Origin of the sequence: Streptomyces sp. 2323.1, assembly GCF_900221035.1 — a bacterium.
GTDB lineage: Bacteria > Actinomycetota > Actinomycetes > Streptomycetales > Streptomycetaceae > Streptomyces > Streptomyces sioyaensis.
In genome coordinates, this window is record NZ_LT907981.1 from 1,767,552 (window position 1) to 1,789,521 (window position 21,970).

The following is a 21,970-nucleotide window of genomic DNA, read 5'->3' on the forward strand; positions in this document are numbered from 1 at the left end:
ACTTCGGCGGTCTCACAGGTGGTGTGCACCTCAAGTAACACGGCATCAATACCCGTGTTTCGCGTCTATCGGCGCCCATGACGGGCCGACCGCCGGATCCCTGTACCCCTTGCGGTATTTTTATGAATCGTCAGCGTTGAAGGGTCAGTCAGCCCACTTATGCAAGAGCCATTCGCCCCCCTCGGCGGGACAGAGCTGTCCGATACCGAACTGGTCGTGCGTATCCGTGCGGCCGCCCGAACCGGTGGCCGGGCGGCGGCCGATCCGGGTGGGGCGGCAGCTCCGGACGGATTAGCCGAGGAAGCTCTCGACGAGTTCCACCGTCGGTACTACGCCGCTGTATTGGCCTACGCACGCGCCTTCTGCGGATCCTCCCAAGCCGCAGCGGATCTGGCGGCGGAGGCCATCTCCGGCGTCCTGCACTCCCCCGACCCGGGAGCGGGTCCCGATACGGACTGGCAGGGAAGCTTGATGGCGGCGGTACGGCAGGTCGCCGCGGCCTGGCACCAGGGTTCCCGGAGGACCGAACTACGCGATGACTTCGCGTCCTGGCTGGCCGGGCGGCATCCGGGGGAGGGATCCGATCCGGCTGACACCGGTCAGGAGTCCACCGTCGGCAGCGAACGCTCCGCCTCCGTACGCCCCGTGGGGCTGAGCCCCTCCGACGGGCCGCGCAAGGCGCGGCGCTCCCGGCCGGCACCGGCGCGCATCGCCATGCTCGCCGTTGCCGTGACCGTCGTGGCCGGGGTTGCCATATCCGTCGGCCCGCTGCTCGGCCCGACGCGCGACCACGCCTCGGGCACCAGCCCCGGACGGGTCGGCCTCTCGTCGGCTCCCACTCCTGACGAGTCGCCGACGGCTTCTCCCGGGAGGTCGGCGACCGCCTCCCGCTCCGCCTCGGGCACACCGTCCGCCAGTCACACCAAGGCGTCGAAGCAACCGAGTTCCCGGCCCTCGAAGTCGGCCACGCCCTCGCCGTCCGCGCCCCGGGGCCCCAAGGGCAACCCGCGGCCCGCCCGCACCACAGCGCTAAGCGCCCGGCCGTGGGCCTCCAGCCAGAACGCCTGGGCGCCGGTGGGGCAGAACCGCAGCGTCGACGGACGTCCCCTCACCATCGCGGGCGCCGGCTACCCCGAAGGTCTGGGGGCCCACGCCAACAGCGAGATCACCTATCACCTCGGCGGCACCTGCTCCGCCCTCGGCGTGGACGTGGGGATCGACGACGAGGTGGGCGCGAACGGCTCGGTGGTCTTCCAGATCTATCGGGACGGCACGAAGGTCGCCGACAGCGGGCTGATGACGGTCGGCCAACCCGCGAAGCGTCTCACCGCGGACCTCACCGGCGGCAGCGAGCTGCGGCTCGTGGTCACTGACGGAGGCAACGGGAACAACTCCGATCACGCCGACTGGGGTGGCCCACTTATCACCTGCCGGTGAGCGGCACACCTACAGCGGCCGGCCCGGTGCAGGACCGCCCCGTACCGCCAGACCGGCCTCTTTGAGGGGCGCAGGCCGCTCCGTCCCGCCCCTCACCCCTCGTCCGGAAGCAGCCGCAGCGAGATCGAGTTGATGGATCGTAGAAGGACGGCCAGCCGCAGGACACCGATCCGTGGGGCCGAGTGTGGCGAAAAAGCTCTCACCCCGCCCGAAGATCTGCTGGGATGGACCCTTCAAGTTGGCACGGGGGTCACGGGGGCACATGGTGGGGTTGGAGTTCGGGCATCGGCTCGGGCTGCCTGCGGCACTGTCGGGACTGCCGCTGTCCCCGCTCGTGCCTCGCTATCAGGAACTGGTCGTACATCAGCGCACCCTGGGATTGCGGCACTTCGGCGAGGTGCTCATTCCTCACGGCGGAAGTCTGCGCGTGCTCGACGGGGTGTATGTGCGGCGCGCGGCGCGCAGCTGGCGACGTGTCGACACCGAGGAACTGCGACGCCTACAAGCGGACCGCGCCGGGGCGGAAGTGCTTCTGCGGCGATTAGCGGAGCTGCACGGCCGAAATCCGATGGCTTTGCGCCAGGTACTGCTCTATCAGTTGATCGAGATTTTGCAGCACCACCCGCAGGGTGGGCGGACGGCCACGGCGGTCTCTCTCGGCATCGATCCGGGAGAGGCGGCGGCGCTGGTCCATGCGGCCCGCGTTCGGCTCCGCCTGGATCCGCGGCAGCGGACGGCCGCCGAGGATCTTGAGGACGCGTGGGAGCGGGGTCGGCTGCGCCGAGCCGCCCGGCTGGCGGCTGAGCTACCGACCGACGGCGGCCAGGACCCGTACCTGGAGCGCCGGTTGGCGTGCATCGCCGCCCGCGTCCGTGAAACGGACGCAGTCCTCGACAGTGCGCGTCAGTTCGAGCGTGAGGGTGAGGCAGAAGCTGCGGGAGACCGCTATCTGCACGCCATCCGGCTCGCGGGCGACTGCCCCCGCGCGATCCGAGGGCTCATCCACACGAGCCGCCCTGCCGGGGGCAGCCCCAGCGGTTTGAGTGTCGATCTCACCGCGGAATCAGTGACGTTGGCCTGGCCTGTAGACACGGGCCACGTGTCCTGGCGGATCATCAGGCTCACCCGCGGCACCGAGCAGCGTCCCGCGTCCCTGACCGAGATCAACGGGCAGACGGAGGACGGCGCTGCGCTGGACCATCAGCCTCCAGTCGGCCATGAGGTCCGTTATGCGGTGTTCCCGCTGGGTGATGGGGTGATCGCCGGCCCTCCTCTCGTGTCGAGGGCGCTGCTCGTCGCGCCGGAAGTGTCCGGCCTCCGAACAGCAGACGGTAGGGCACGCGTCGAGGCCACCTGGGCACAGCCGCCCAAAGCCGTCGGTGTGAGTGTGGAACTCACGGGACCTGATGGCCGTACGAGTGAGGTGGACGCCCCACACTGCGGTTTCACCGCGCACGGTCTGCGGACCGGTGAGCACCACCTACGCGTCAGCTGCCGCTACCTCACCGTCGACGGTAGCGAGGTCAAGTCACCCGGTGTCAGGGCCCGCGTTACCGTCCATCCCTGGCCGTCACCGGTGCTCCAACTCACCGCCATGGCCCAGGCCGGATGCGTACGGTTCTCCTGGACCGGCGGCGAGGGCGCCGACGTGCGCCTGGTCGAGTGGCCCGGCGACGCACCGGCGCCGGGTACGGAGCTGCCGGGACCGCTCTCGAAACTGCCTGCGTCGCTCCCCTGGAAACAGGCGTCTGCGGGCCTCGTACCACCACCCGGCACCATCGCCCGGGTCACCGCCGTCGCGGTCCTCGGCGAGCGTGCCGTGGCCGGACCGGGCGTCCGCGTCGAGGCGCCCGCACCGGCCACCGCTCTGACGGTGGAGCGGATAGGCGAAGGTCTCGCCCGGGTATTCTTCGAGTGGCCCAAGAACGTCCGACAGGTGACCGTGGTGCGGGAGCAGGACGATCACTGTGACGAGCACCGGGTGACCCGCACCGTATTCCTGCGCGAAGGTCTGCACATCCCGGTTGGGCCGACCGAGGCGCACATCCGCGCGATACCCACCGCCCGCACGGCGAACGCGACCGTCGTTTCGCCCGCCTGTGCCGAGGCAGTACTGCCGGCGGACATCGCCATCGCCTACTGCGTCCGTTCAAGCGCTCGCCGTCCATTGCGCAGGAAGCCCTCCACTGTCCGCGTCACGCTGTCATCCCCGCCCGGCCAACCCGCCACGGATCTGCCGGAGTTCGTCCTCGTCGCCCGAAACGACGACGCACGGTGCCCGGTCCGGCCGCGCCACCCCGCCGACGGCACCACAGTGCTGCGGCTGAGCGGTGAGGAACTGCACCGCGCCGGCACGATCGAGCGCGAGATCGCCGCCGGTGCCTGCCGCACTCCGTACGCCCTGCGGGGCTTCCTCCTCGGCGGCCGAGCCGCCTCCATACGCCTCGAAGAACCGTCCCCCACAACCCTGGTGGTGCGCTGACATTGACGACCGTGATCTGCCCCTACTGTTTCGACCGCGCCGCGGCCAGGCAGCTGCCGTACCGCTGTCTGATGAAAGCCGCCGGCGTGCGCGGCGGCCAGCCCTGTGAAGCCGAACGCGACGACATCTGGGCAGAGTTCATGGGACCCAGTGTGCCGCCCGCGCTCCGCATGCGCGGCCCGGTCTTCACGGCTCCGCGCGGGCTCGCCGGCCTGCGCGGCGGGGGTCCACGAGCGGCCTGCCCCGGATGCGGGGTGCCCACTCCTGTACGCGTCTGCCGCCGATGTCACAACGACCTTCCCAGCGACTACTGCGACCAGGACAGCCGCATCATCGCGCTGGTCGGCGCCAAGGCCTCCGGCAAGAGCACCTACGTCTCAGTGCTGGTCAATGAGCTGCGCAATCGGGTGGGGCGCGCCTACGGCGCCTCACTCGCCGCGATGGGCAGCGACACCCAGCGCCGCGACCGCGAGTTGGCCGAGGACCTGTACGACCGATTGCGTCTGCCCGATGCCACCAGGCCGGCCGCCATGGGTTTCAACGACCCTCTGCTGTACCGGCTGAGCCTGCCCCGCCGCGGGCGGCTGGGCGAAGGAAGCCGGCACACCGCGCTGGTGTTCTTCGACGCCGCGGGTGAGGACCTGAAGAGCGCCGAAGCCATGGACCGTTATACCCACTACCTCGGTGCCGCCGATGGCGTCATCCTCCTTGTCGACCCGCTCCAGCTCGGCTCCGTACGAGATCGGTTGCCGCCCGGCGACGGCCCGCCACTGCCCGCCGTCGAAACGCCTCCCCAGCAGATAGCCGCGGACCTCGCCGCCCAGCTGCGCGCACACGGCCGCGGTGGATCGCGCGGCCAGGTCTCCACCCCGATTGCCGTCGCCGTCACCAAGACCGACGCGCTGCGGCCCCTGCTCGGCCCGCACTCGCCCCTCCTGCGGAACGCACCACACCAAGGAGCGTCTTTCGACGAGGAGGGTCGGTTGGCCGTGCACGAGGAGATGCGTTCCCTGATGGACGGCTGGGATTCCGGTGCGCTGTACCGGCAGCTCGAACGTGACTTCGCGAAGCTGTCGCTCTTCGGAGTGTCAGCGCTCGGGGCGCCACCACCCTCACACGCCCCGGCCGACGCCCCCAAGTCGGGGCCGCAGCCGCTGCGCGCCGAGGATCCGCTCCTGTGGCTTCTCGGGCTGCGTGGCCTCATTCCCATGCAAAGGCCCGGAAAGCATGCAGGGAAAGGGGCCCGCTCATGAGCCTGGCGCAGCTGCACTACACCTCGGCCCCACCGGGCCCCGACGGCTCCGGCTTCCGGTTCACCGCGGTCACCCCCGACGTTCCCCGGTCACTACTCAGAGAAGCCGAGCAGCTCATCGGGTACGAACCGCCGCGCGACGCCCCGCCACGCCCCACGGACGCCGAGCTCGCGTGTTTTCCCCGAGCCCTCAGTTACAGCCTGCTCTCCGATCGCAGCCGGCTCCTCGCCCGTACGGTGTACACGGGCACCGACTACAGCGGCCGATGGGGCAACTTCCACGCCCATGCCGTGTATCTGCCCGCACGTGTGGGTCTGCCTGGCGATGCACTTCCCATCACCGCTTGGGACTCCCCGCACTGGGCCGACCGCACGCCGGACGGCGGCGTGCCGACTCCGCTGGAATCGCTCGCCCCATCGGGGTTCTTCGATCGGGACGGCCTCATCGGGTTCGCTGCCTCGCGCGCGCCGTGGCTCGCGGGCTTCTTCGCCGATCTGCGCAGGCTGAGCGAGGATCCGGCCGCACCGCAGATTGTCGTCGTCGAGCGGGACAGCGCGGACGTGGCCCGGTGGATCGCACTGGCGGGGGCAGTGCTGCCGCGCGAGTTCGACCACCAGCTGACCTTCACGACGTACACGCGGCGACCGCAACTGGCCCGGCAGCAGATCATCGGGGTGCTGCCGGAAGACGGGGCGGGCCTCGCCGGGTTTGACGACCGATATCGCGTGCACGACTGCACAGGCCGAGGGCCCACGGCGCCGGTGACCGATGCGTGGGCCGAGATCGCTGCCCAGGTCTGGCTGGGTAAGGCCCCGGAGCTGTTCAAGGAGGCAGCGGCGCTGCCCGGGGAGCACTTCGCCGCAGGTCCCCTCGCGGTCCTCGGGCTGTGTTCCCGGGTCGTCCAGCTGCCGCAGGTTCGTGCGGCAGCAGCTGAGTGGGCGTACGGTTGCGCGGACACGCTGGACGAGGAGCGGTTGCGTCAGCTCGTCGACGCGCTGAGCGGGCCCGTGTCGGACCGGACGCCGGCTGAAACAGCCGCGCTGACCAGCCTCTTCACGGCACTGAGCGGCAAATTGCCGGTCACCACGACCGCACCACTGGCAGCCGTGGTCCTCACCGAAGCTGTTCGGAGCGGACACGGGGCCGGGCTGCCGGATCTGCGGATGTCACCGCTGACCGAGGACGTGCGGCAGCGCCTGTCCACTGAGCTCCGCCCCGAGCTGCGCGCGGGCATCGCTGATTCCGCGCAGGAGGTCTCACGGCTGGTCGAGTTGCTGCGCATCGCCAACGTCCTCGCGGTGGACTGCACGGATCTGCTGCCCGATGTGGCGCGCCGACTGTGCCGGGCGCTGCTCGCCGATCCGGACACGGAGTACACCCCCGGAGTACGCTCCGCGCTGGAGGAGCAGTTCGATCTGCGGGCGGCGTTGCTCGCCAAGTGCGATGATGCGGCCGCAGGCGATCCGCGCTCGGCCGCCCGGCTGCTCGCCCGAACCGGCCTGTCGCTCGACGGAGTTCAGGCTCTGCCCCATCTGCGGATGTGTGCCGGGTCGCCAGGAGCAACAGCGGGCGGCGACGACCGCGTCGCCACCCTGCACAACGTGCTGCGCGCCGGTGGGGTCTCCGCGTTCGCCGAGCCGCTCGTGCTGCGCACCGCCGTACGGCTGGTGTGGGACGACTGCACGCCGACCGCCGGTGAGGCGCGGCTGCTGCTCGCCGGGCTCGGTTCGGATGTCCATCGCGCGGCCGACACCTGGCGCGAGATCGTCCAAGCCGCACTGGAGGCACCCGCCGACGACTCGGACGCCGCACATCTCGCGCCCGAGGTACTGCGCTGCTTCTCCGGCGAGCTCGAACCACGCCAGCGCGCGGCCCTGCTGCTTCTCGAGTTCGCCCGGGACCTGCGCGAAGGGCAGGCCGGCACAGGGTGGACCGACCGCGCACTGGCGCTGCGGAATGCCGCCGAACCGCTGCCGCCCGCCGTACTGGAACATGCCTTCGGAGCGCTCACCCGCCGCTTGTTGTCCAAGGACCGACCGGACGGAGAGCTGTACGCGCTGATCCACAGCAGCGACCGGGATCTGATCGCGGCATACGGCCGGGCCGCTCAGGAAGACCGGGTACGCGACCGGCTGCGCGTCGTCCCGGAGTACGTGGCCGACTGCTTCATCTCCTGGACCTCCCACCCGCAGGCGGGTGGGGCCTGGCACGAGACGCGCACGGTGCTGCTCGACAAGGTGCTGCGCCCGATCGTGCGGGCACTGCCCGACGAGGAGGTCTCCGCCGTCGAGCGCCACCTCGAACGAACGGGAGGCAGGTGGGCCGACGGGTTCCGCGCGTGGAACCGGCCGGGGGCCTTAGGGCGGCTCGGGCGGCGCTTCGGCAGCCGGGGGCAGCGAAGCACCGTGAGAGGGCAGCGCTGGGGTGACGTGGAACCACCGCGAAAGGATGGGCACTCGTCATGAACCCTCCCCATGTGTTGGCGCTCGCCCTGTGGTTCACCGCTCTGGTGGCGGCCCCGCTGTGCCTCTACACGACCGTGCAGTTTCTCGGCCTTTCCCTGACAGCTGCCGGGCGCACCCTCGGCCCATGGCAGACCGGGGCGCCCGACCCGCGTATCGCCGGCGTCGGCACCCGCGAGCCGAGCCATCGGGCGTACTGGTCACAGCGGATGTGGCAGGACGCCCGCGACGCCGCGGTCGGTGCGGGGAAAACCATCTGGTACCGGCTGACGATTTTGTGGCTCCATCGGTACGCCAAGCAGCTGTTGTCCGGCCGACGGCCCACCACGAGGCAACGCGGGGAGAACTGGTTCACCCGCACCGTGATGCGTGCCACTGCGCCGGGAACGGCCACCGGAGCAGCTTTGGGAGCCCTGCTCGCGGCGCTGCTCACCTCCACGGTCCTGCTCGCGTTCGGCCTGCTGCTCGGTCTGGTATGGCTGCTCGTCATGGCGAGCGTGGCGGTCCTCCGCGGGACGGAACGGCTGTGGCTACTCGTCCGAGGCATCCGTATGAAATGCCCTTACCCCGGCTGCTACCGGCCCTTCCCGCTGGCCGTCCACCGCTGCCCGAGCTGCCGCGTGGCGCACGGCGAGCTGCGCCCCGGACGGTACGGAGCGCTGTGGCACATCTGCGTCTGCGGACAGCGGCTGGTCACCACCTCGCTCGCGGGCCGGGGCCGCCTCGCCGCCCACTGCCCGTACTGCGACCAGCAGCTCCCTGAGGCGGTCGGCAGCACACGCGTGGTGCATCTGCCGCTGGTCGGCGGTACATCGTCAGGGAAGACGATGGTGATGGCGGCGATGGTCGCCGGGCTGCAGGCATGGTCGAGGCGCAGCGCGCTGACCGTGGAGTACGCCTCCGCGGCCGACCGCAAGGACGCAGGGACGCTCAACCAGCAGCTGAGCCAGACGGGTTGGGCCCTCAAGACGCAGGGCGGCGAGCCCCGGGCCTTCATGCTCCGCGTCGGACACGGCAGGCGGCACCGGCTGCTGTATCTGTACGACCCCATGGGGGAATCGCTGCGTGACGCGGGCTCCGTACGGCAGCAGCAGTACCTGGCCCATACCGATGGTGTGATCCTGATCGCCGACGTCCTCGCGGCCCCACAGGTCCGACGTGCGCTGCACGGCGGTGACGTGGAGCGGGCAACCGCGGCCCGGCCCTCCGACCAGAGCCCCTTGGACACCTACCAGCGGCTCACCGGAGAACTTGCGGCGCTCACCGGACGGCGGCGGCGCATCCCCATGGCCACGCTGGTCACCAAACGGGATGTGCTGGACCAGATCGGCTCCCTGCCGGTGCCGGGGGCGCGGATCGACAGCTGGCTGGAGGCGATCGGCCTCGGCGCCCTGGTCCGAGGCGTGGGCCACGACTTCGGCGCCGCTCGCTACTGGGCAGTGAGTGCGTATGCGGCCACCGGCACGGGGGCTCTCGAAAGCGAGCAGCGCCGGGCGGCGGAGCCGGTTCTCTGGATCCTGGCTCACTCGGGGCTACGCGTGGGCGAGTTCGCCGCGGAACCACCCGAGCAGGGCGTTCCCCGACCGGGTGGTGGGGCGGTAGCCGATCAATCAATTCGCTGACGCATGTGCAGGACGGCAGTGAGAGTCAACCAAACGCGACATCAGGGTGGTTGGGAGTTTGCATGCAGAGTGTGACGCCGCATATCGCACGAGGACGGCGACTTGCGCTGGGACTGTTCATCACGGCCGGGGTGATCTCGGTGGCCTTGGTGGTGGCGCTGGTCCCGTACGTACTGAGGGAGCTCGGCAGCTGATGCACATGAGGCACGTGGTGCATCGTTCGGGCGGGAACGACGAAACGGAGGACATGTAATGAGTGACATCCCGGGCGGGCCGATGGCCAACCGGCCGGTTCATTTCATCTGGCTGCTGGATTGCTCGTACTCCATGCAGGGCGATCGCATCGGCCAGCTCAACTACGCGATCCGGGAGGCGATCCCTGAGATGCGCTCGGTCGCGCACGACAATCCCGCGGCCCAGCTCTTGGTGCGCACCCTCGTCTTCTCCACCACCGCCGAGTGGCATCACAAGGACCCCGTCCCAGTCGACGACTTCACCTGGCAGGACGTCCAGGTGGACGGGACGACCAATCTCGGTGAGGCGCTGCACCTCGTGGCGCGTGAGCTCCAGACGCCGCCCATGCCCCAGCGTGCGCTGAAGCCGGTGCTGGCACTCGTCTCGGACGGTGGGCCCACCGACGACTGGAAGACCGGCCTGAGAGCCATCGATGCCACACCGTGGGGCAAGAAGGCGGTCCGGGTCGCGATCGCCATCGGTGCGGACGCCGACCGGAGCGTGTTGCGGGAATTCCTCGGCAACCCCGAGCTCCAGCCGCTGGACGCGAACAGCCCCAAGCAGCTGGCCGCCGCGATCCGATGGGCCTCGACGGCCGCGGTCAAGGCAGCGTCACAACCGGTCGCGGGCTCCTCGGACCCCTTGGTGAAGCAGCCCGCGTACGCCCCGCCGGTGTTGGACGACGACGATGACGACGTGTGGTGAACGAGCCTTACGTGCCGCACTGGGAGACGGTCGGCGAGAGCGTTCAGGGCGTCAACAAACAACAGAATCAGGACTGGTGGAGGGCCGAGGGGAACGGAGCCCCGGAGGAGCCGCTGATCCTCGTCGCCGCGGACGGGCACGGTGCGGCGGCGCACGCCCGCAGTGACATCGGGGCCCGGTACGCGGTGGACCTGTTCGCCGCGCACGCCAGGGAGTTCGCGGCCCTGGCCGGGAGCGAGGGGCTCGACGGGCCCCGAAGTCTCAGCTGGTTGATGAACTTTGCCCGGCACACCATGCCACGCCGCCTCGTCGCCGAGTGGCAGCATCGCGTGCGGGGGCACTGGCAGCGTCAGTACGAAGCGGACCCCGGCGGGACGGAGGCCGTGCCGAGCGACGAGCAGAAGCTGCTGCTGTACGGCGCCACGCTGATCGGCGCCGTCGTGACGCCGCAGCTCTTCGCCGCCTGGCAGCTCGGCGACGGCGAGCTGACGGTCGTCGATCACAACGGCGAGGTGGTCCTGCCGCTCGCGCCGGCAGAGGCAGACCTCGGGGACGAAACGGAGTCCCTGTGCTCCCGTGACGCGTGGCGACTGCTGCGGATGCACTGGGCGCCGATCGCCGGCCCGGCCCGTACGCCCCGTCTCGTTGCCGTGTCCACGGACGGGCTGTCCAAGAGCTTCGCCTCGGACGAGGGGTTCAGCCAGTTCATGACCGGACTGGACCAGCGGCTGTCCGAAGCGGGCACCGAAGGTGTACAGGCCGTCCTTCCCGAGTGGCTGGCCAAGGCCGCACGGCACTCCGGGGACGACACCACCCTGGTGGCCGGGCGGCGGCTCCTCCTCCACCCCGAAGCAGACGAATAACGGAGAGATCATGACCGGCATGCTCGACAGCGGCACCCTCCTCACCGCGGACGACGGCGAGGAGGTCCAGGTCACCGACATGCTCGGGGCCGGTGGCCAGGGCGAGGTCTACCGGGCGAAGACCCCGAGCGGCGACAAGGCGCTCAAGTGGTACTACCCCACGTGCGCGACACCCGAGCAGGAGGCCATCGTCCAGGAGCTGGTGGCCCGTGACTTCGACGACGACCGCTTTCTGTGGCCGACGGCGTACGTCCGCGACGGACGGGGTGGGTTCGGCTATCTGATGGACATCCTGCCGGCCCGCTTCAAGCGCCTCCCCGCGCTTTTCACCAGGCAACTGCGCACCACGCCCCGAGCGCTGCTGACGGCCTGCCTCTACACGGTGGAGGCGTACCAGGCGCTGCACTCCCGGGGCATCGCCTACCGTGACATCTCGTGGGGCAACATCCTCTTCGATCCGGCGACCGGCGACGTCCTGGTGTGCGACAACGACAACGCCGTGGTGGAGGGGGACAGCAGCGGTATCTCCGGGACCATGAAATTCATGGCGCCCGAGCTGGTCCGCGGGGAGACAGGTGCCCGGCCCGGCACGCAGACCGATCTCCACTCCCTCTCGGTACTGCTGTTCATGCTGCTCATGAACCACCATCCGCTTGAGGGGAGGCGTGAGCTGGCCATCCGCTGTCTCGACGAGGCGGCGGAAAAGAAGCTGTATGGCAAACAGCCGCTGTTCGTCTTCGATCCCGACGACGACGCGAACGCGCCCGACCCGTTCGAGCACGCCACCGTTCTCGCCACATGGACCGTGGCTCCCCGGGCGCTGCGGGATCTCTTCACGCACAACTTCACCGTCGGACTGCGGGATCCTGCGGCGCGGGTACGCGAATCGCAGTGGCGGGACGTGTTGCGGGCCGTACTCGACTCGGTCGTCGACTGCGCGCACTGCGGGCGGCAGAACATGACCGAGCCCGGGGCAACGGCTGCCGGAACATGCTGGTCCTGCGACAAGGCGCTGATCCTGCCGCCCCAGCTGATCGTCACCACGCCCCCACCGCGCGCCGAGCACCATATCCGGCTGCACCGCACCGCACGGGTGCATGCCCACCATCTGGTACCGGAGCCCACACGGCATGACTACAGCGACGCGACCCTGGTCGCCGAGCTGACCGAACACCCCAAAAAGCCAGGCAAGTTCGGGCTCGCCAATCGTTCGGGCAAGGCGTGGACCGGGATCCGCTCGGACGGTACGGCGCAGCAGATCTCGCCGGGCCAGACCGTACCGCTGCGCTCCGGATTGGAACTCGATCTCGGCGGTGCGCAGGCCGTCGTACGCGCAACGTGAAGCGGACGGGGAGTCCCCAAAGGGGCTCCCCGTCCCAACGGCCAATCAAGGCCCGGCCCCAGACCCTCACTGGATGATGAGGCGCCCCAGCTCCTGGACGAGTGCCAGACCGCTGCTTCCCGCCGCAATCCCCAGTGAGATGGTCTCCAGTGCCGGCCGGACCCTTCCGCGGTCGACGGGACGCTGCTCCTCCTCGGCCTGCGCCAACTCGCCGCGCACCACCTCCGCCTGTGCGACGAGCGCCGATTGGCCTTCGGTGCGCAACTGCCGTACGAGTTCGTCGGCGAGGCTCAGGGCCTCGGCGGGGCTCGCACCGTGGTGGTGGATCTCGATCTTGCCGCCGTCCCCGAAGTTGCTCGGGCCGGAGACCTCACCGTGGAAATTGAACGTGCTCATCCGTACTCCTGGGCGTGAAGGGGTGTCGCGATCATCGGGGTCACGGCTGTCCGCCGGCATTCCCCGGGGCTCCGGAGGGCAGCGGCCCCTGGCCGTACGCCGTGACCTGGCCGTTGTTGCCGAAATTACTGGGCCCGGTGATGTCTCCGGAGAAGTTGTATGTCTGGGTGTTGATGACCTGCTGGGCCTTGTCGAAGGAGCTGGTGTCGACGTTGTGGTCCTTCAGGAACCGCTCCGTTGCGATCAGTACGCCCTGCTGGAGGCGGTGCAGGAAGTCCTGGGAATCGGTGCGGTCCGAGTGCCCCAACGCATCCCAGGAAGCGACACGTTCGCGAAGGCTGTCCACGGCGCCGTAGTCGTATACGGCATGGCGCTTGCCGATCTCCTTGCGCCACTTCTCCAGATCCCTGGCCTTCCGGCTCCGTTCGGAACCGCGGCGGTGGTTGCGTCGCAGCGCACCGCGGAGCGCCGGCCAGGTCTGCCGGGTCGCGAACCGCACCAGACTCCACCAGCGCTCGAAGCCGTCGAGCGGCAGATAGTCGACGCGGTTGTAGCGGCTGCTCACCGGAGGAATCGCAAAGGCCGCGACTTCCCAGGACAGGCTGGGGTGCTGCAGTCGGGCCCGCAGATACATGGACACGATGACGCGGCCACCCTCACCGACGCGTTCCAGGCTCAGATAGGTTCGCATTCCGGCGCCGGGGTGGACGAGACCGGCTTGCACCAATTGCGTGGGGATCCGCGCACGGGGCCGGCCGGCCGGCTCTGGCAGCAGCTCCGGGCCGACGCGCTGTACATGGGTGCCCAGCACATAGAGCCGGTTCTGCGCCCGAAGCCCCTCGAGGCCCGCGACCTTCTCCATCTCACGGGCGACGTAGGTGTGCAGATCGACCGCGTCGAAGGGCGTGATGGTCAGCTTGCCGCCGCCAGGGGCATGGGCCGGGGCGCTGATGTCGATGGGCTGCCAGACCGCCTCTTTGATCTTCCTGCCGCTGCCCACGAACGGGTTGGTGCGCTCGGCGGCCGCCGTGTACGGCATCACATTCGCACGCTTCAGCTCTCGGAGCTGGTCTTCCACCTCCTGCGGGGCGGGCGGTGCAAGGTCTCCCGGTTTGGAGCCGGTATCCCTGACCGCGAGCGCGGCGGCCCGGGCCTCGCTCTCCGCCTGATGCACCAGCCACCACGCGGTGCCGAGGACGACGAGGATTCCGCAGCCCCCCGCCGCTGCGACAACGGACGATCCGCTACCGAGCCCGTACATCGCGAGCAGCAGCGCCGCTCCCCATCCGGCGAAGAGCCAAGCCAGTCGACGGTCCCGGGTTTCCGTACGCTTCACCGCCACCCGGGCATGCCGCACAATCGCCACCAGATTGACGCCGAGCGGCAGCCCGAGCGCGGCCATCCGGTCCGCTGTGAACTCCTCATGCACCTGTTGGGCGAAGTGATCGTCCAGATGCATCGCCGCACACAACCGCCGTGTCACCGCGTCCGTCCGGTACGTCGGCAACGGAGGTAACCGCCGACTCGCCATTCACCCTCCCCGAGTATCTCGACGCAACACCCTATGAAACCGGAACGCCGCCGTCCCGGCGTTCCGTTGATGCGCGCGGGCAGCCTGCCGCGTGGGCCGCGATCAACAACCCCGTCACCGGTCGCGCTGGCGATGTGCCAGAAGGGGGAGCCGACCGTCGTCAAGGCCGCAGGCGTCCGGTGCAGGCCGGCCAGTAGGGTGACCGATGCAACCGGCCAGGCGACCCTACAGGACAGGTGATTCCCGTCAGCGGCTCCTGCGGTTCAGCCCTAACGGCCTGGCTGCGCACCCTCGACGGCGATCGGCTGCGGCGCGTACTCGATGCCCGCCACCGGCCCCCTGCACCCTCGGCGAGCTCGCCCACCGCCGCACCTGCCAGGGGCAGTCGCGCAGGCCCTGCACCGCTTGCCGCTCCCCTGCCTCCAGGCGGCCGAGGCGCTCGCCTCCATGAGAACTCCGGTTTCCCGTGCGGAGCTCGAAGAATTGCTGGGTGCGAGAGAAACACGCCTCAGTCGCCAGCTGGAAGCACGCCTGTGGCATATCCGGGCAGCCTTCGTAATTCTCGCAGCACATACGTCATGTGCTGAATGTGTCCTGCCCAGGTCCACTTGGCGGGATTGCCCGAGCCAGGACCGCCCCCGCCGTAAGCGCAATCGCGGAGCCACCGCTCCCCGTCGCTGGCCAGCGGCCCGCGGAAGTCGGGCGCTTCGACGAGCTGCCGGGCGAGGGAACGAACGACCACAGAACGATCCCTGCCTTTAGTCGGCGCCTTGATCAGGAGAAAGGTGCGCTCCGTCGTGTACCGCAGGACACCCCATGGCGGACCGCCCCCACCGTCCGAGGGCTGATCCGCACCGCCGGTGTGATGCGCTCCGTAGTCGCCGTACGTCACGTGGAGCGGGTGCTCGGCTCGGGCATGCCGGACCATGTGCCAGGCATCCCAGTCGAAGCGGTGCGCTTCCTCCGGCGGCGCGTGGAATGACTCCGGCAGGTTGCGGGGGAAGGCGCCCGCCATCATGACTACGGTGCGCCATTGGTGAAGCGGGCCGAACAGCTCCAAGGCACGTCGCGCCCACTTGTCCGCCAGGTGGTGTTCGTCGGTAACGGCGCCCAGGTCGAGGAGCAGATCGACGGCGATGGACGACGGCGTTCCTATGCGATCGAGTAAGACCTGAACAGCGTGGGCACGCCGCTCATCGGGAAGCCCGGTCAGCAAGACGCGTATGCCCAGACCGTTTCCACTCGCCCGCGCCAGCTCCGCGCACGCGGTCGTCTGCCACTCGGCCCGCTCGATACCTGTCACCGGCCGCAACGGGCTGTCGGCCAAGAGCGCCCAAACACCCGCAGTGACGGGCCCCGGTTCGTCCTCCACGTGGAAGGCGTCCAGCCATGCTGGTACGGCCTGTTGGGCTCTCATGACATCGGTGACCTTGCCGCGCAGCCATTCCGTCAGGGCTGCCGGATCGGGGTCGACTGGAGTCGCAGGCCGGTGACCCAGCGAACGCAGCGGGCCCGTTCGAGGCGCGATGGTCCACAGCGGTGACGTTCTCGCCCGCACCGAGCGCGCCAGGGATGCGTATGCCCCGAGTGCATTCTGCTTCATCGGCAGTACGGGTACGTAGAGCGGCTCGACCATCGCGGCTCCCCCATCGACTCCGCTGTATCGCCCCTGGTCAAAGGGTGAAGGGGGAGGCCTGATGACGAAAGAGCGCAATTCCGGCCAGTGATCGCTTCCCATCCGCACGGAGGGCTCATCGCGCCAGAGATCCCGTCCGTCGCAGCGAAATCCGGACGGCGGCCGTGGATTTCGCACCGGCCTACGTGACTTGGGACCAGCAGGTCAGCCCTCGTCCGGAACCAACCGCAGGGAGATGGAATTGATGCAATAACGCTGGTCCGTCGGCGTCGGATACCCCTCGCCCTCGAAGACGTGGCCGAGGTGTGAGCCGCACCGCGCGCACCGTACTTCGGTCCGCGTCATGCCGTGCGAATTGTCGGACACGAGTTCCACGGCGTCCGAGTCACGGGGATCGTAGAAGGACGGCCAGCCGCAGTGGCTGGCGAATTTGGTGTCGGAGCGGAAGAGTTCGGCGCCGCAGGCGCGGCAGGAGTAGACGCCCTCGGTCGTGGTGTCGGTGTACTCGCCGACGAAGGCGGGCTCGGTACCGGCCTCGCGCAGGACGCGATACTCCGCGGGGGTCAGCTCGGCGCGCCACTGCTCGTCGGGCTTGTCGATCTCGTACGGCATCAGGGGGCTCCTTGGCTCAGCTGCCCAGGCGGGACAGGATGGCGGGGCCGAGGTCGGTCACATCGCCCGCGCCCATGGTGAGAACAAGGTCACCGGGCTTGGCCATTCCGGCGATGACGTCCGGGACGGCGGCCTGGTCGCTCTCGGGGGCGACATCGGCGCCCGCGGCGCGCGCGGCGTCGATGATCAGGGTGCTGGTGATGCCCGGGATCGGGTCCTCGCGGGCCGGGTAGATGTCCAGGACCACGGAGGCGTCGGCGAGGGCGAGTGCCTGGCCCATCTCCGTGCCCAGCTCCTGGGTGCGGGAGAAGAGGTGCGGCTGGAAGACGACCAGCACCCGGGAGCCCTCGGCGGCGCCGCGGATGGCTTCCAGGTCGGCGGTCATCTCCGTGGGGTGGTGGGCGTAGGAGTCGATGACCTGGACGCCGGCCGCCTCGCCCTTGAGCTGGAGGCGGCGCTTGACGCCGGTGTACTTGCCGAGCGCGGAGGCGAGGTTGTGCGGCGGGAGGCCCAGGGCGACGCCGGCGGCCAGGGCGGCGACGGCGTTGTGGGCGTAGTGCCGGCCCGGGACGGAGACCGTGAAGGTGAGGATCTTGCCGCTGGTCAGGGTGACGGTGACGTCGCTGGTCAGGCCGCGGGGGTTGACCTTGAGGATGCGGACGTCGGCGTCCGCGGACTCGCCGTAGGTGACGACCTCGATGTCATGACGGCCGGAGATCCGTTCGGTCAGCTCGCGGGCGCCGGGCTGGTCGGCGGCGATGACCAGGGTGCCGCCAGGGCGGATCCGGCCGACGAAGGTCTCGAAGGACTCGTAGATCTCGTCCATCGAGGCGTAGTTGGCGTGGTGGTCCAGCTCCACGTTGAGGATGATGGCGACCTCGGGGGCGTACTTGTGGAAGCTGCGGTCGCTTTCGTCGGCCTCGGCGACGAAGATCTCGCCGGCGCCGTGCTCGGCGTTGGATCCCGGGGCGTCGAGGTCGCCGCCGATGGCGTAGGACGGCTTCAGACCGAGGGCGCCGAGGGAGACGGCGAGCATGGAGGTCGTCGTCGTCTTGCCGTGGGTGCCGGCGACGGCGATGGGGCGCAGGTCCTCCATGAGGGAGGCGAGCGCGTCGGAGCGGTGGACGACCGGGATGCCGCGCTCCTGGGCGGCGGCCAGCTCGGGGTTGTCGGGGCGGATCGCGGAGGAGACGACGACGCTGGTGGCGTCCTCGGCGAGATGCCCGGCGGCATGGCCGAGGTGGACCGTGACACCGAGGGCGCGCAGGGCCTGGGCGGTCGCCGAGTCCTTGGCGTCACTGCCCGCCACCTGGGCGCCGCGCTGCGCGAGGATCTTGGCGATGCCCGACATACCGGCTCCGCCGATGCCGATGAAGTGCGGCCGGTCCATCGAGGCTGGGATGGCGGGTGCCATGGTGCGTCTCCCTGATCGTCGATCATCGCGAGCGGTGATGCTGCCGTTCGGTCGTGCTGTCGATGATTCTCGCACCCGGCACCGACAGCGCCGGTCCATGGACCCCGGCCGGGTCCGGCGTCGGTGGTCAGCGGCGGATCAGGCCCTGTGCGGTGGCGGCGGCGACCGCGGACGTACGGGAGTCCACACCCAGCTTGGCGTAGATGTGGACAAGGTGGGACTTGACGGTCGCCTGGCTGAGGAAGAGCAGTTTGCTGACCGCCGCGTTCGAGTGGCCCTCGGCGACGAGCTGGAGGACCTCCGTCTCGCGCCGGGAGAGCGCGGTGGCGGGGGTGCGCAGCCGGTCCATCAGGCGCAGCGCGACGGTGGGTGCGAGCGCGGACCGTCCGGCGGCGGCGGTGCGGACCGCGGCGGCCAGCTCCTGGGGCGGGGCGTCCTTGAGGAGGTAGCCGGTGGCGCCGGCCTCGATGGCGGCGAGGATGTCGGCGTCGGTGTCGTAGGTGGTCAGTACGAGGACGCGCGGGCCGCCGGGGCGGGCGGTGATCTCGGCGGTGGCCTGCGAGCCCAGCATCCGGCCGCCGAACTGCAGGTCCATGAGGACCACGTCGACGTCGCCCTGCGCGGCGCGGCGGACCGCCTGCTCGGCGGTGGGGACATCGGCGACGATCTCGAAGTCCGCTTCGGTCTCCAGGACGGCGCGCAGCCCGGCCCGTACGACGGGGTGGTCGTCGGCGAGCAGCAGCCGGACAGTGGTGGCCGGGACGGTCACGAGGCGGCCTCCGGGGCGGCGTTGGGCGGGGTGGCGGGGCAGGGCAGGGTGACGGCGATCGCGGTGCCCTCTCCGGGGGCGGACTCGACGGCCAGCGTCCCCTGGAGGGCGCGGGCGCGGGCGCGCATCGCGGCGAGCCCGAAGCCGGTGCCCCGGGCCGCGGCGGAGCCGGGTGCGGGCAGCTCGGCGGGTCGGAATCCTCCGCCGTCGTCGACGATGTCCAGCGCGACCTCGGTGTCCATGTAGCTGAGAGTCAGCTCGACGCGGCCGGCGGCGGCGTGCCGGACGGTGTTGGCGAGCGCGGACTGGGCGATGCGCAGCAGGGCGACCTCGTGCGGGGTGGGCAGCGCGAGGGGCACGCCGGAGACCTGGCAGTGCACGGTGAGCCCGGAGCTGCGGGCCGTGGTGGCGCAGAGCCGCTCCAGGGCGGCGGGCAGCGAGCCCGACTCCAGGGCGGGCGGGCTGAGCGCCTGCACGAAGCGGCGTGCCTCGGCGAGGTTGTCGACGGCGGTGGTGCGGGCCTGCCGGACATGTCCGAGGGCCGCCGTGGGCTGCTGCGGCAGGACGCGTTCGGCCGCCCGCAGCAGCAGCTGGATGCTGGACAGCCCCTGCGCGAGGGTGTCGTGGATCTCGCGGGCCAGCCGCTCGCGTTCGGCGAGCCGGCCGGCGGCGCGTTCCGCGGCGGCCAGCTCGCTGCGGGTCGCGGTGAGCTCCTCGATGAGGCGTCGGCGCTGTTCGCTCTCCCGGTAGAGGGCCTGGTAGCCGAGGACGACGGCGACCGCGACGGCGGCGCCCAGGGCGGGGCCGAGGACCGTGCCGACGCTGATGGTGTGGGTGTGCCAGCTGAATCCGGCGATGGCGGCGAGGGTGGTGGCCGCGACGGCGGGCAGCGACCGGCGCAGCGGCAGCAGATGCAGCTGGACGAAGAACAGCGGGAACGCCAGCCAGACGCCGTCCGGGGTGAGGGCGAGCAGCGCCAGCCACACCAGGGCGACGGCCGTGAGCCAGCGGGCCGCGGCGCGCGGGGAGCTGCGTACGCGGGGCAGCCGGGGGCCGAGCCCGTAGAGGGCGAGCAGCGCGGCAGCGGTGGCGACGACGGCCGGGGCGTTCGGGGCGCGCCCGGCGACTGCACGTACGGAGGCGAGCGCGAGCAGCGCGGCCACCAGCAGATGGAGGCAGCTGCGCAGGGCCCGCAGGACGGGGGTGAGGGAGTGTGCGGTCACGGCTTCTTCGGTCACGGCCACCACAGGCTAAGGGCCGTCCTCACCTGCGGCATCAACCAAAGGGTTGACCTCGATGCGCACCTTCCGGCGCCGGCGGACCACTCCCCCGCGCGATGTCCGGCACCCGCCCGGCAGGCGACGGTGGTCCGGCCGCCGGGCAGTGGGTCCGGCGCCCGGCAGCAAGGAGGGCACCGCCTGTGTTCGTGGCCTGGAGGGACCTGGCATTCGCCAGGGGACGGTTCGCCCTGATGGGCACCGTCATCGTGCTGATCACGGTGCTGGTGGGGCTGCTGTCGGGCCTGACCGCGGGCCTGGGCCGGGAGAACACCTCGGCGATCACCGCGCTGCCCGCCGATCACCTGGTGTTCTCGGCGCCCGCCGACGGCAGCGGCCTCGCGTTCACCGACTCGCGGCTGTCCGGGCGGACCGTGGCGGCCTGGGCGCGGGTGCCGGGCGTACGGGGCGCCGAGCCGCTGGGGATCACTCCGGTGAAGGCCGCGGCGGGCGGCCGGAGCGCCGCGGTGTCGGCGTTCGGGGTGCGGCCGGGGTCCCGGCCGGCGCCGGAGGGGGTCGGTGACGGGGCGGTGGTGCTGTCCGGGAAGGCCGCCGCGGCGCTGGGGGTACGGGCCGGGGACGCGCTGACGCTGGGCGGCCGGACCTGCACGGTCGCGGCGGTGTCGGGCGCGGCGATGTACAGCCATACGCCGGTGGTCTGGATGTCGCTGGCGGACTGGCGGAGGGCGGCCGACGGCTCCGGGGCGGCCGACGGCTCCGGGCACGCCCACGGGGCGGAGGCGACCGTGCTCGCCCTGTCCACCACCGGGTCGGCCGATCTGGCCGTCGCCGATGCGCGGCTCGGCACCAGGACCGTCAGCACCGGCGACGCGCTGGAGGCCATCGGCTCGTACCGCGCGGAGAACGGCTCGCTCCAGCTGATGCGCGGTTTCCTCTTCGCGATCTCCGCGCTGGTCATCGGGGCGTTCTTCACGGTGTGGACGATCCAGCGCAGCGGTGATGTCGCGGTGCTGAAGGCGCTGGGCGCCTCGACCGGCTCGCTACTGCGGGACGCGCTCGGCCAGGCCGTCGTCCTGCTGCTGCTCGGGACGGGCCTGGGCAGCGCCGTGGTGGCCGCGGTGGGGGCGGGGATCGGCTCCACGGTGCCCTTCGTGCTCACCCCGTCCACCGTGCTGCTCCCGGCCCTGATCATGACCGCGCTGGGCGCCGCGGGCGCCGCGCTGGCCGTCCGCCGCATCACCTCCGTCGACCCGCTGACCGCGCTGGGAAGTGCCCGATGAGCCTCGAACTGACCGATGTCACCCTCACCTACCCCGACGGCGACGGCCGGCTGACCGCACTGGACGAGGTCTCGCTGACCGTGTCCCCGGGCTGTCTGACGGCGGTGATCGGGCCGTCCGGCTCCGGCAAGTCCAGTCTGCTGGCGGTCGCCGCCACGCTGATCCGCTCGGACCGCGGACGGGTGGTGCTCGCCGGCACGGACACCACCGGGCTCGGCCGCGCGGAGCTGACGGCGCTGCGCCGCACCACCGTCGGCACGGTCTTCCAGCAGCCGAATCTGCTGCCGTCGCTGACCGGCGCCGAACAGCTGCAGGTGATGGCCCATCTGGACGGCCGCTCGCCCCGTAAGGCGCGGGCCCGGGCGCTGGAGCTGCTGGCCGCGGTCGGCATGGACGGGCTGGCCGGCCGGCGGCCGCATCAGCTGTCGGGCGGTCAGCGGCAGCGGATCAATATCGCGCGGGCGCTGATGAACGAGCCGGCGGTGCTGCTGGTGGACGAGCCGACCAGCGCCCTGGACCACGAGCGGGGCGCCGCGGTGCTCGATCTGCTGGTCACCCTCACCCGTCAGCGCGCGACCGCGACGGTGCTGGTCACCCACGACCCGGCGCATCTCGGCCTGGCGGACGAGGTCGCCGAGGTGCGCGACGGCCGGCTCCGCCTGCGGACCGGGGCCCGTCCCTGATCCCCGTCGTG

At 70.8% G+C, this 21,970-nt stretch carries 18 protein-coding genes; 11 read left to right on the top strand and 7 right to left on the bottom strand.

What is annotated here, in order from left to right; translation table 11 throughout:
- Nucleotides 1–159: 159 nt before the first annotated feature.
- From CPH93_RS07035 to CPH93_RS07070, 9 genes are all read left to right on the top strand, one after another.
- Nucleotides 160–1,437 (top strand): NPCBM/NEW2 domain-containing protein, encoded by a 1,278-nt coding sequence (locus CPH93_RS07035; RefSeq protein WP_096212304.1) that lies wholly within the window; start codon nucleotides 160–162, stop codon nucleotides 1,435–1,437.
- A 262-nt stretch (nucleotides 1,438–1,699) separates the two neighbouring features.
- Complete coding sequence (locus CPH93_RS07040) at nucleotides 1,700–3,919, top strand: hypothetical protein (RefSeq protein WP_096212305.1); 2,220 nt, start codon at nucleotides 1,700–1,702, stop codon at nucleotides 3,917–3,919.
- 11 nt (nucleotides 3,920–3,930) lie between these two features.
- Complete coding sequence (locus CPH93_RS07045) at nucleotides 3,931–5,172, top strand: TRAFAC clade GTPase domain-containing protein (RefSeq protein ID WP_231977212.1); 1,242 nt, start codon at nucleotides 3,931–3,933, stop codon at nucleotides 5,170–5,172.
- On the top strand, nucleotides 5,169–7,637 hold the full coding sequence (locus tag CPH93_RS07050; protein ID WP_096212307.1) for a GTPase-associated protein 1-related protein: 2,469 nt from the start codon (nucleotides 5,169–5,171) through the stop codon (nucleotides 7,635–7,637). Before CPH93_RS07045 ends, CPH93_RS07050 begins: the two co-directional genes overlap by 4 nt.
- Complete coding sequence (locus CPH93_RS07055) at nucleotides 7,634–9,256, top strand: TRAFAC clade GTPase domain-containing protein (protein ID WP_197708740.1); 1,623 nt, start codon at nucleotides 7,634–7,636, stop codon at nucleotides 9,254–9,256. The genes CPH93_RS07050 and CPH93_RS07055 overlap by 4 nt, the downstream gene beginning before the upstream one ends.
- Before the next feature lie 62 nt (nucleotides 9,257–9,318).
- Nucleotides 9,319–9,450: a hypothetical protein gene (locus CPH93_RS37230; RefSeq protein ID WP_256332047.1), complete on the top strand. Its 132-nt coding sequence runs from the start codon at nucleotides 9,319–9,321 to the stop codon at nucleotides 9,448–9,450.
- A gap of 82 nt (nucleotides 9,451–9,532) precedes the next feature.
- Nucleotides 9,533–10,195, top strand: a complete 663-nt coding sequence (locus CPH93_RS07060) for a vWA domain-containing protein (protein WP_093489310.1) — start codon at nucleotides 9,533–9,535, stop codon at nucleotides 10,193–10,195.
- On the top strand, nucleotides 10,189–11,058 hold the full coding sequence (locus CPH93_RS07065; RefSeq protein WP_231977213.1) for a protein phosphatase 2C domain-containing protein: 870 nt from the start codon (nucleotides 10,189–10,191) through the stop codon (nucleotides 11,056–11,058). The genes CPH93_RS07060 and CPH93_RS07065 overlap by 7 nt, the downstream gene beginning before the upstream one ends.
- Nucleotides 11,059–11,068: 10 nt before the next feature.
- Complete coding sequence (locus tag CPH93_RS07070; RefSeq protein WP_096212308.1) at nucleotides 11,069–12,400, top strand: protein kinase domain-containing protein; 1,332 nt, start codon at nucleotides 11,069–11,071, stop codon at nucleotides 12,398–12,400.
- Nucleotides 12,401–12,466: 66 nt separating this feature from the next.
- Here the strand turns inward: CPH93_RS07070 and CPH93_RS07075 are convergent, their stop codons facing one another.
- The 7 genes from CPH93_RS07075 to CPH93_RS07105 all read right to left on the bottom strand — a co-directional run bounded on the left by CPH93_RS07075 (nucleotide 12,467) and on the right by CPH93_RS07105 (nucleotide 19,996).
- Nucleotides 12,467–12,796 (bottom strand): hypothetical protein, encoded by a 330-nt coding sequence (locus tag CPH93_RS07075; protein ID WP_093485965.1) that lies wholly within the window; start codon nucleotides 12,794–12,796, stop codon nucleotides 12,467–12,469.
- 40 nt (nucleotides 12,797–12,836) lie between these two features.
- Entirely contained in the window at nucleotides 12,837–14,255 is a 1,419-nt protein-coding gene (locus CPH93_RS07080) for a hypothetical protein (protein WP_231977214.1), read from the bottom strand.
- A gap of 580 nt (nucleotides 14,256–14,835) precedes the next feature.
- Nucleotides 14,836–15,963, bottom strand: a complete 1,128-nt coding sequence (locus CPH93_RS07085) for a beta family protein (protein WP_159032265.1) — start codon at nucleotides 15,961–15,963, stop codon at nucleotides 14,836–14,838.
- 204 nt (nucleotides 15,964–16,167) lie between these two features.
- Nucleotides 16,168–16,575, bottom strand: coding sequence for a peptide-methionine (R)-S-oxide reductase MsrB (gene msrB, locus CPH93_RS07090; RefSeq protein ID WP_093485959.1), 408 nt, complete (start codon nucleotides 16,573–16,575; stop codon nucleotides 16,168–16,170).
- A 16-nt stretch (nucleotides 16,576–16,591) separates the two neighbouring features.
- Complete coding sequence (murC, locus tag CPH93_RS07095; RefSeq protein WP_096212310.1) at nucleotides 16,592–17,989, bottom strand: UDP-N-acetylmuramate--L-alanine ligase; 1,398 nt, start codon at nucleotides 17,987–17,989, stop codon at nucleotides 16,592–16,594.
- A 127-nt stretch (nucleotides 17,990–18,116) separates the two neighbouring features.
- Complete coding sequence (locus CPH93_RS07100) at nucleotides 18,117–18,758, bottom strand: response regulator transcription factor (protein ID WP_093485955.1); 642 nt, start codon at nucleotides 18,756–18,758, stop codon at nucleotides 18,117–18,119.
- The gene (locus tag CPH93_RS07105) at nucleotides 18,755–19,996 is read right to left on the bottom strand and encodes a sensor histidine kinase (RefSeq protein ID WP_096215340.1); all 1,242 of its coding nucleotides are present in this window, start codon (nucleotides 19,994–19,996) and stop codon (nucleotides 18,755–18,757) included. The genes CPH93_RS07100 and CPH93_RS07105 overlap by 4 nt, the downstream gene beginning before the upstream one ends.
- Nucleotides 19,997–20,178: 182 nt before the next feature.
- Between CPH93_RS07105 and CPH93_RS07110 the strand changes: the two genes are divergently transcribed.
- Nucleotides 20,179–21,276: an ABC transporter permease gene (locus CPH93_RS07110; RefSeq protein ID WP_096212311.1), complete on the top strand. Its 1,098-nt coding sequence runs from the start codon at nucleotides 20,179–20,181 to the stop codon at nucleotides 21,274–21,276.
- Nucleotides 21,273–21,959, top strand: a complete 687-nt coding sequence (locus CPH93_RS07115; RefSeq protein ID WP_096212312.1) for an ABC transporter ATP-binding protein — start codon at nucleotides 21,273–21,275, stop codon at nucleotides 21,957–21,959. The genes CPH93_RS07110 and CPH93_RS07115 overlap by 4 nt, the downstream gene beginning before the upstream one ends.
- The last annotated feature ends 11 nt before the right edge of the window (nucleotides 21,960–21,970 follow it).

Excerpts from the sequence above, each read along its gene's own strand:
- CPH93_RS07035 (WP_096212304.1), top strand. The coding sequence starts at position 160 with ATGCAAGAGCCATTCGCCCCCCTCGGCGGGACAGAGCTGTCCGATACC.
- CPH93_RS07085 (WP_159032265.1), bottom strand. The coding sequence starts at position 15,963 with ATGGTCGAGCCGCTCTACGTACCCGTACTGCCGATGAAGCAGAATGCA.
- CPH93_RS07060 (WP_093489310.1), top strand. The coding sequence starts at position 9,533 with ATGGCCAACCGGCCGGTTCATTTCATCTGGCTGCTGGATTGCTCGTAC.
- CPH93_RS07115 (WP_096212312.1), top strand. The coding sequence starts at position 21,273 with ATGAGCCTCGAACTGACCGATGTCACCCTCACCTACCCCGACGGCGAC.
- CPH93_RS07075 (WP_093485965.1), bottom strand. The coding sequence starts at position 12,796 with ATGAGCACGTTCAATTTCCACGGTGAGGTCTCCGGCCCGAGCAACTTC.
- CPH93_RS07070 (WP_096212308.1), top strand. The coding sequence starts at position 11,069 with ATGACCGGCATGCTCGACAGCGGCACCCTCCTCACCGCGGACGACGGC.
- murC (WP_096212310.1), bottom strand. The coding sequence starts at position 17,989 with ATGGCACCCGCCATCCCAGCCTCGATGGACCGGCCGCACTTCATCGGC.
- CPH93_RS37230 (WP_256332047.1), top strand. The coding sequence starts at position 9,319 with ATGCAGAGTGTGACGCCGCATATCGCACGAGGACGGCGACTTGCGCTG.
- CPH93_RS07040 (WP_096212305.1), top strand. The coding sequence starts at position 1,700 with ATGGTGGGGTTGGAGTTCGGGCATCGGCTCGGGCTGCCTGCGGCACTG.
- CPH93_RS07055 (WP_197708740.1), top strand. The coding sequence starts at position 7,634 with ATGAACCCTCCCCATGTGTTGGCGCTCGCCCTGTGGTTCACCGCTCTG.
- CPH93_RS07080 (WP_231977214.1), bottom strand. The coding sequence starts at position 14,255 with ATGCATCTGGACGATCACTTCGCCCAACAGGTGCATGAGGAGTTCACA.
- CPH93_RS07050 (WP_096212307.1), top strand. The coding sequence starts at position 5,169 with ATGAGCCTGGCGCAGCTGCACTACACCTCGGCCCCACCGGGCCCCGAC.
- msrB (WP_093485959.1), bottom strand. The coding sequence starts at position 16,575 with ATGCCGTACGAGATCGACAAGCCCGACGAGCAGTGGCGCGCCGAGCTG.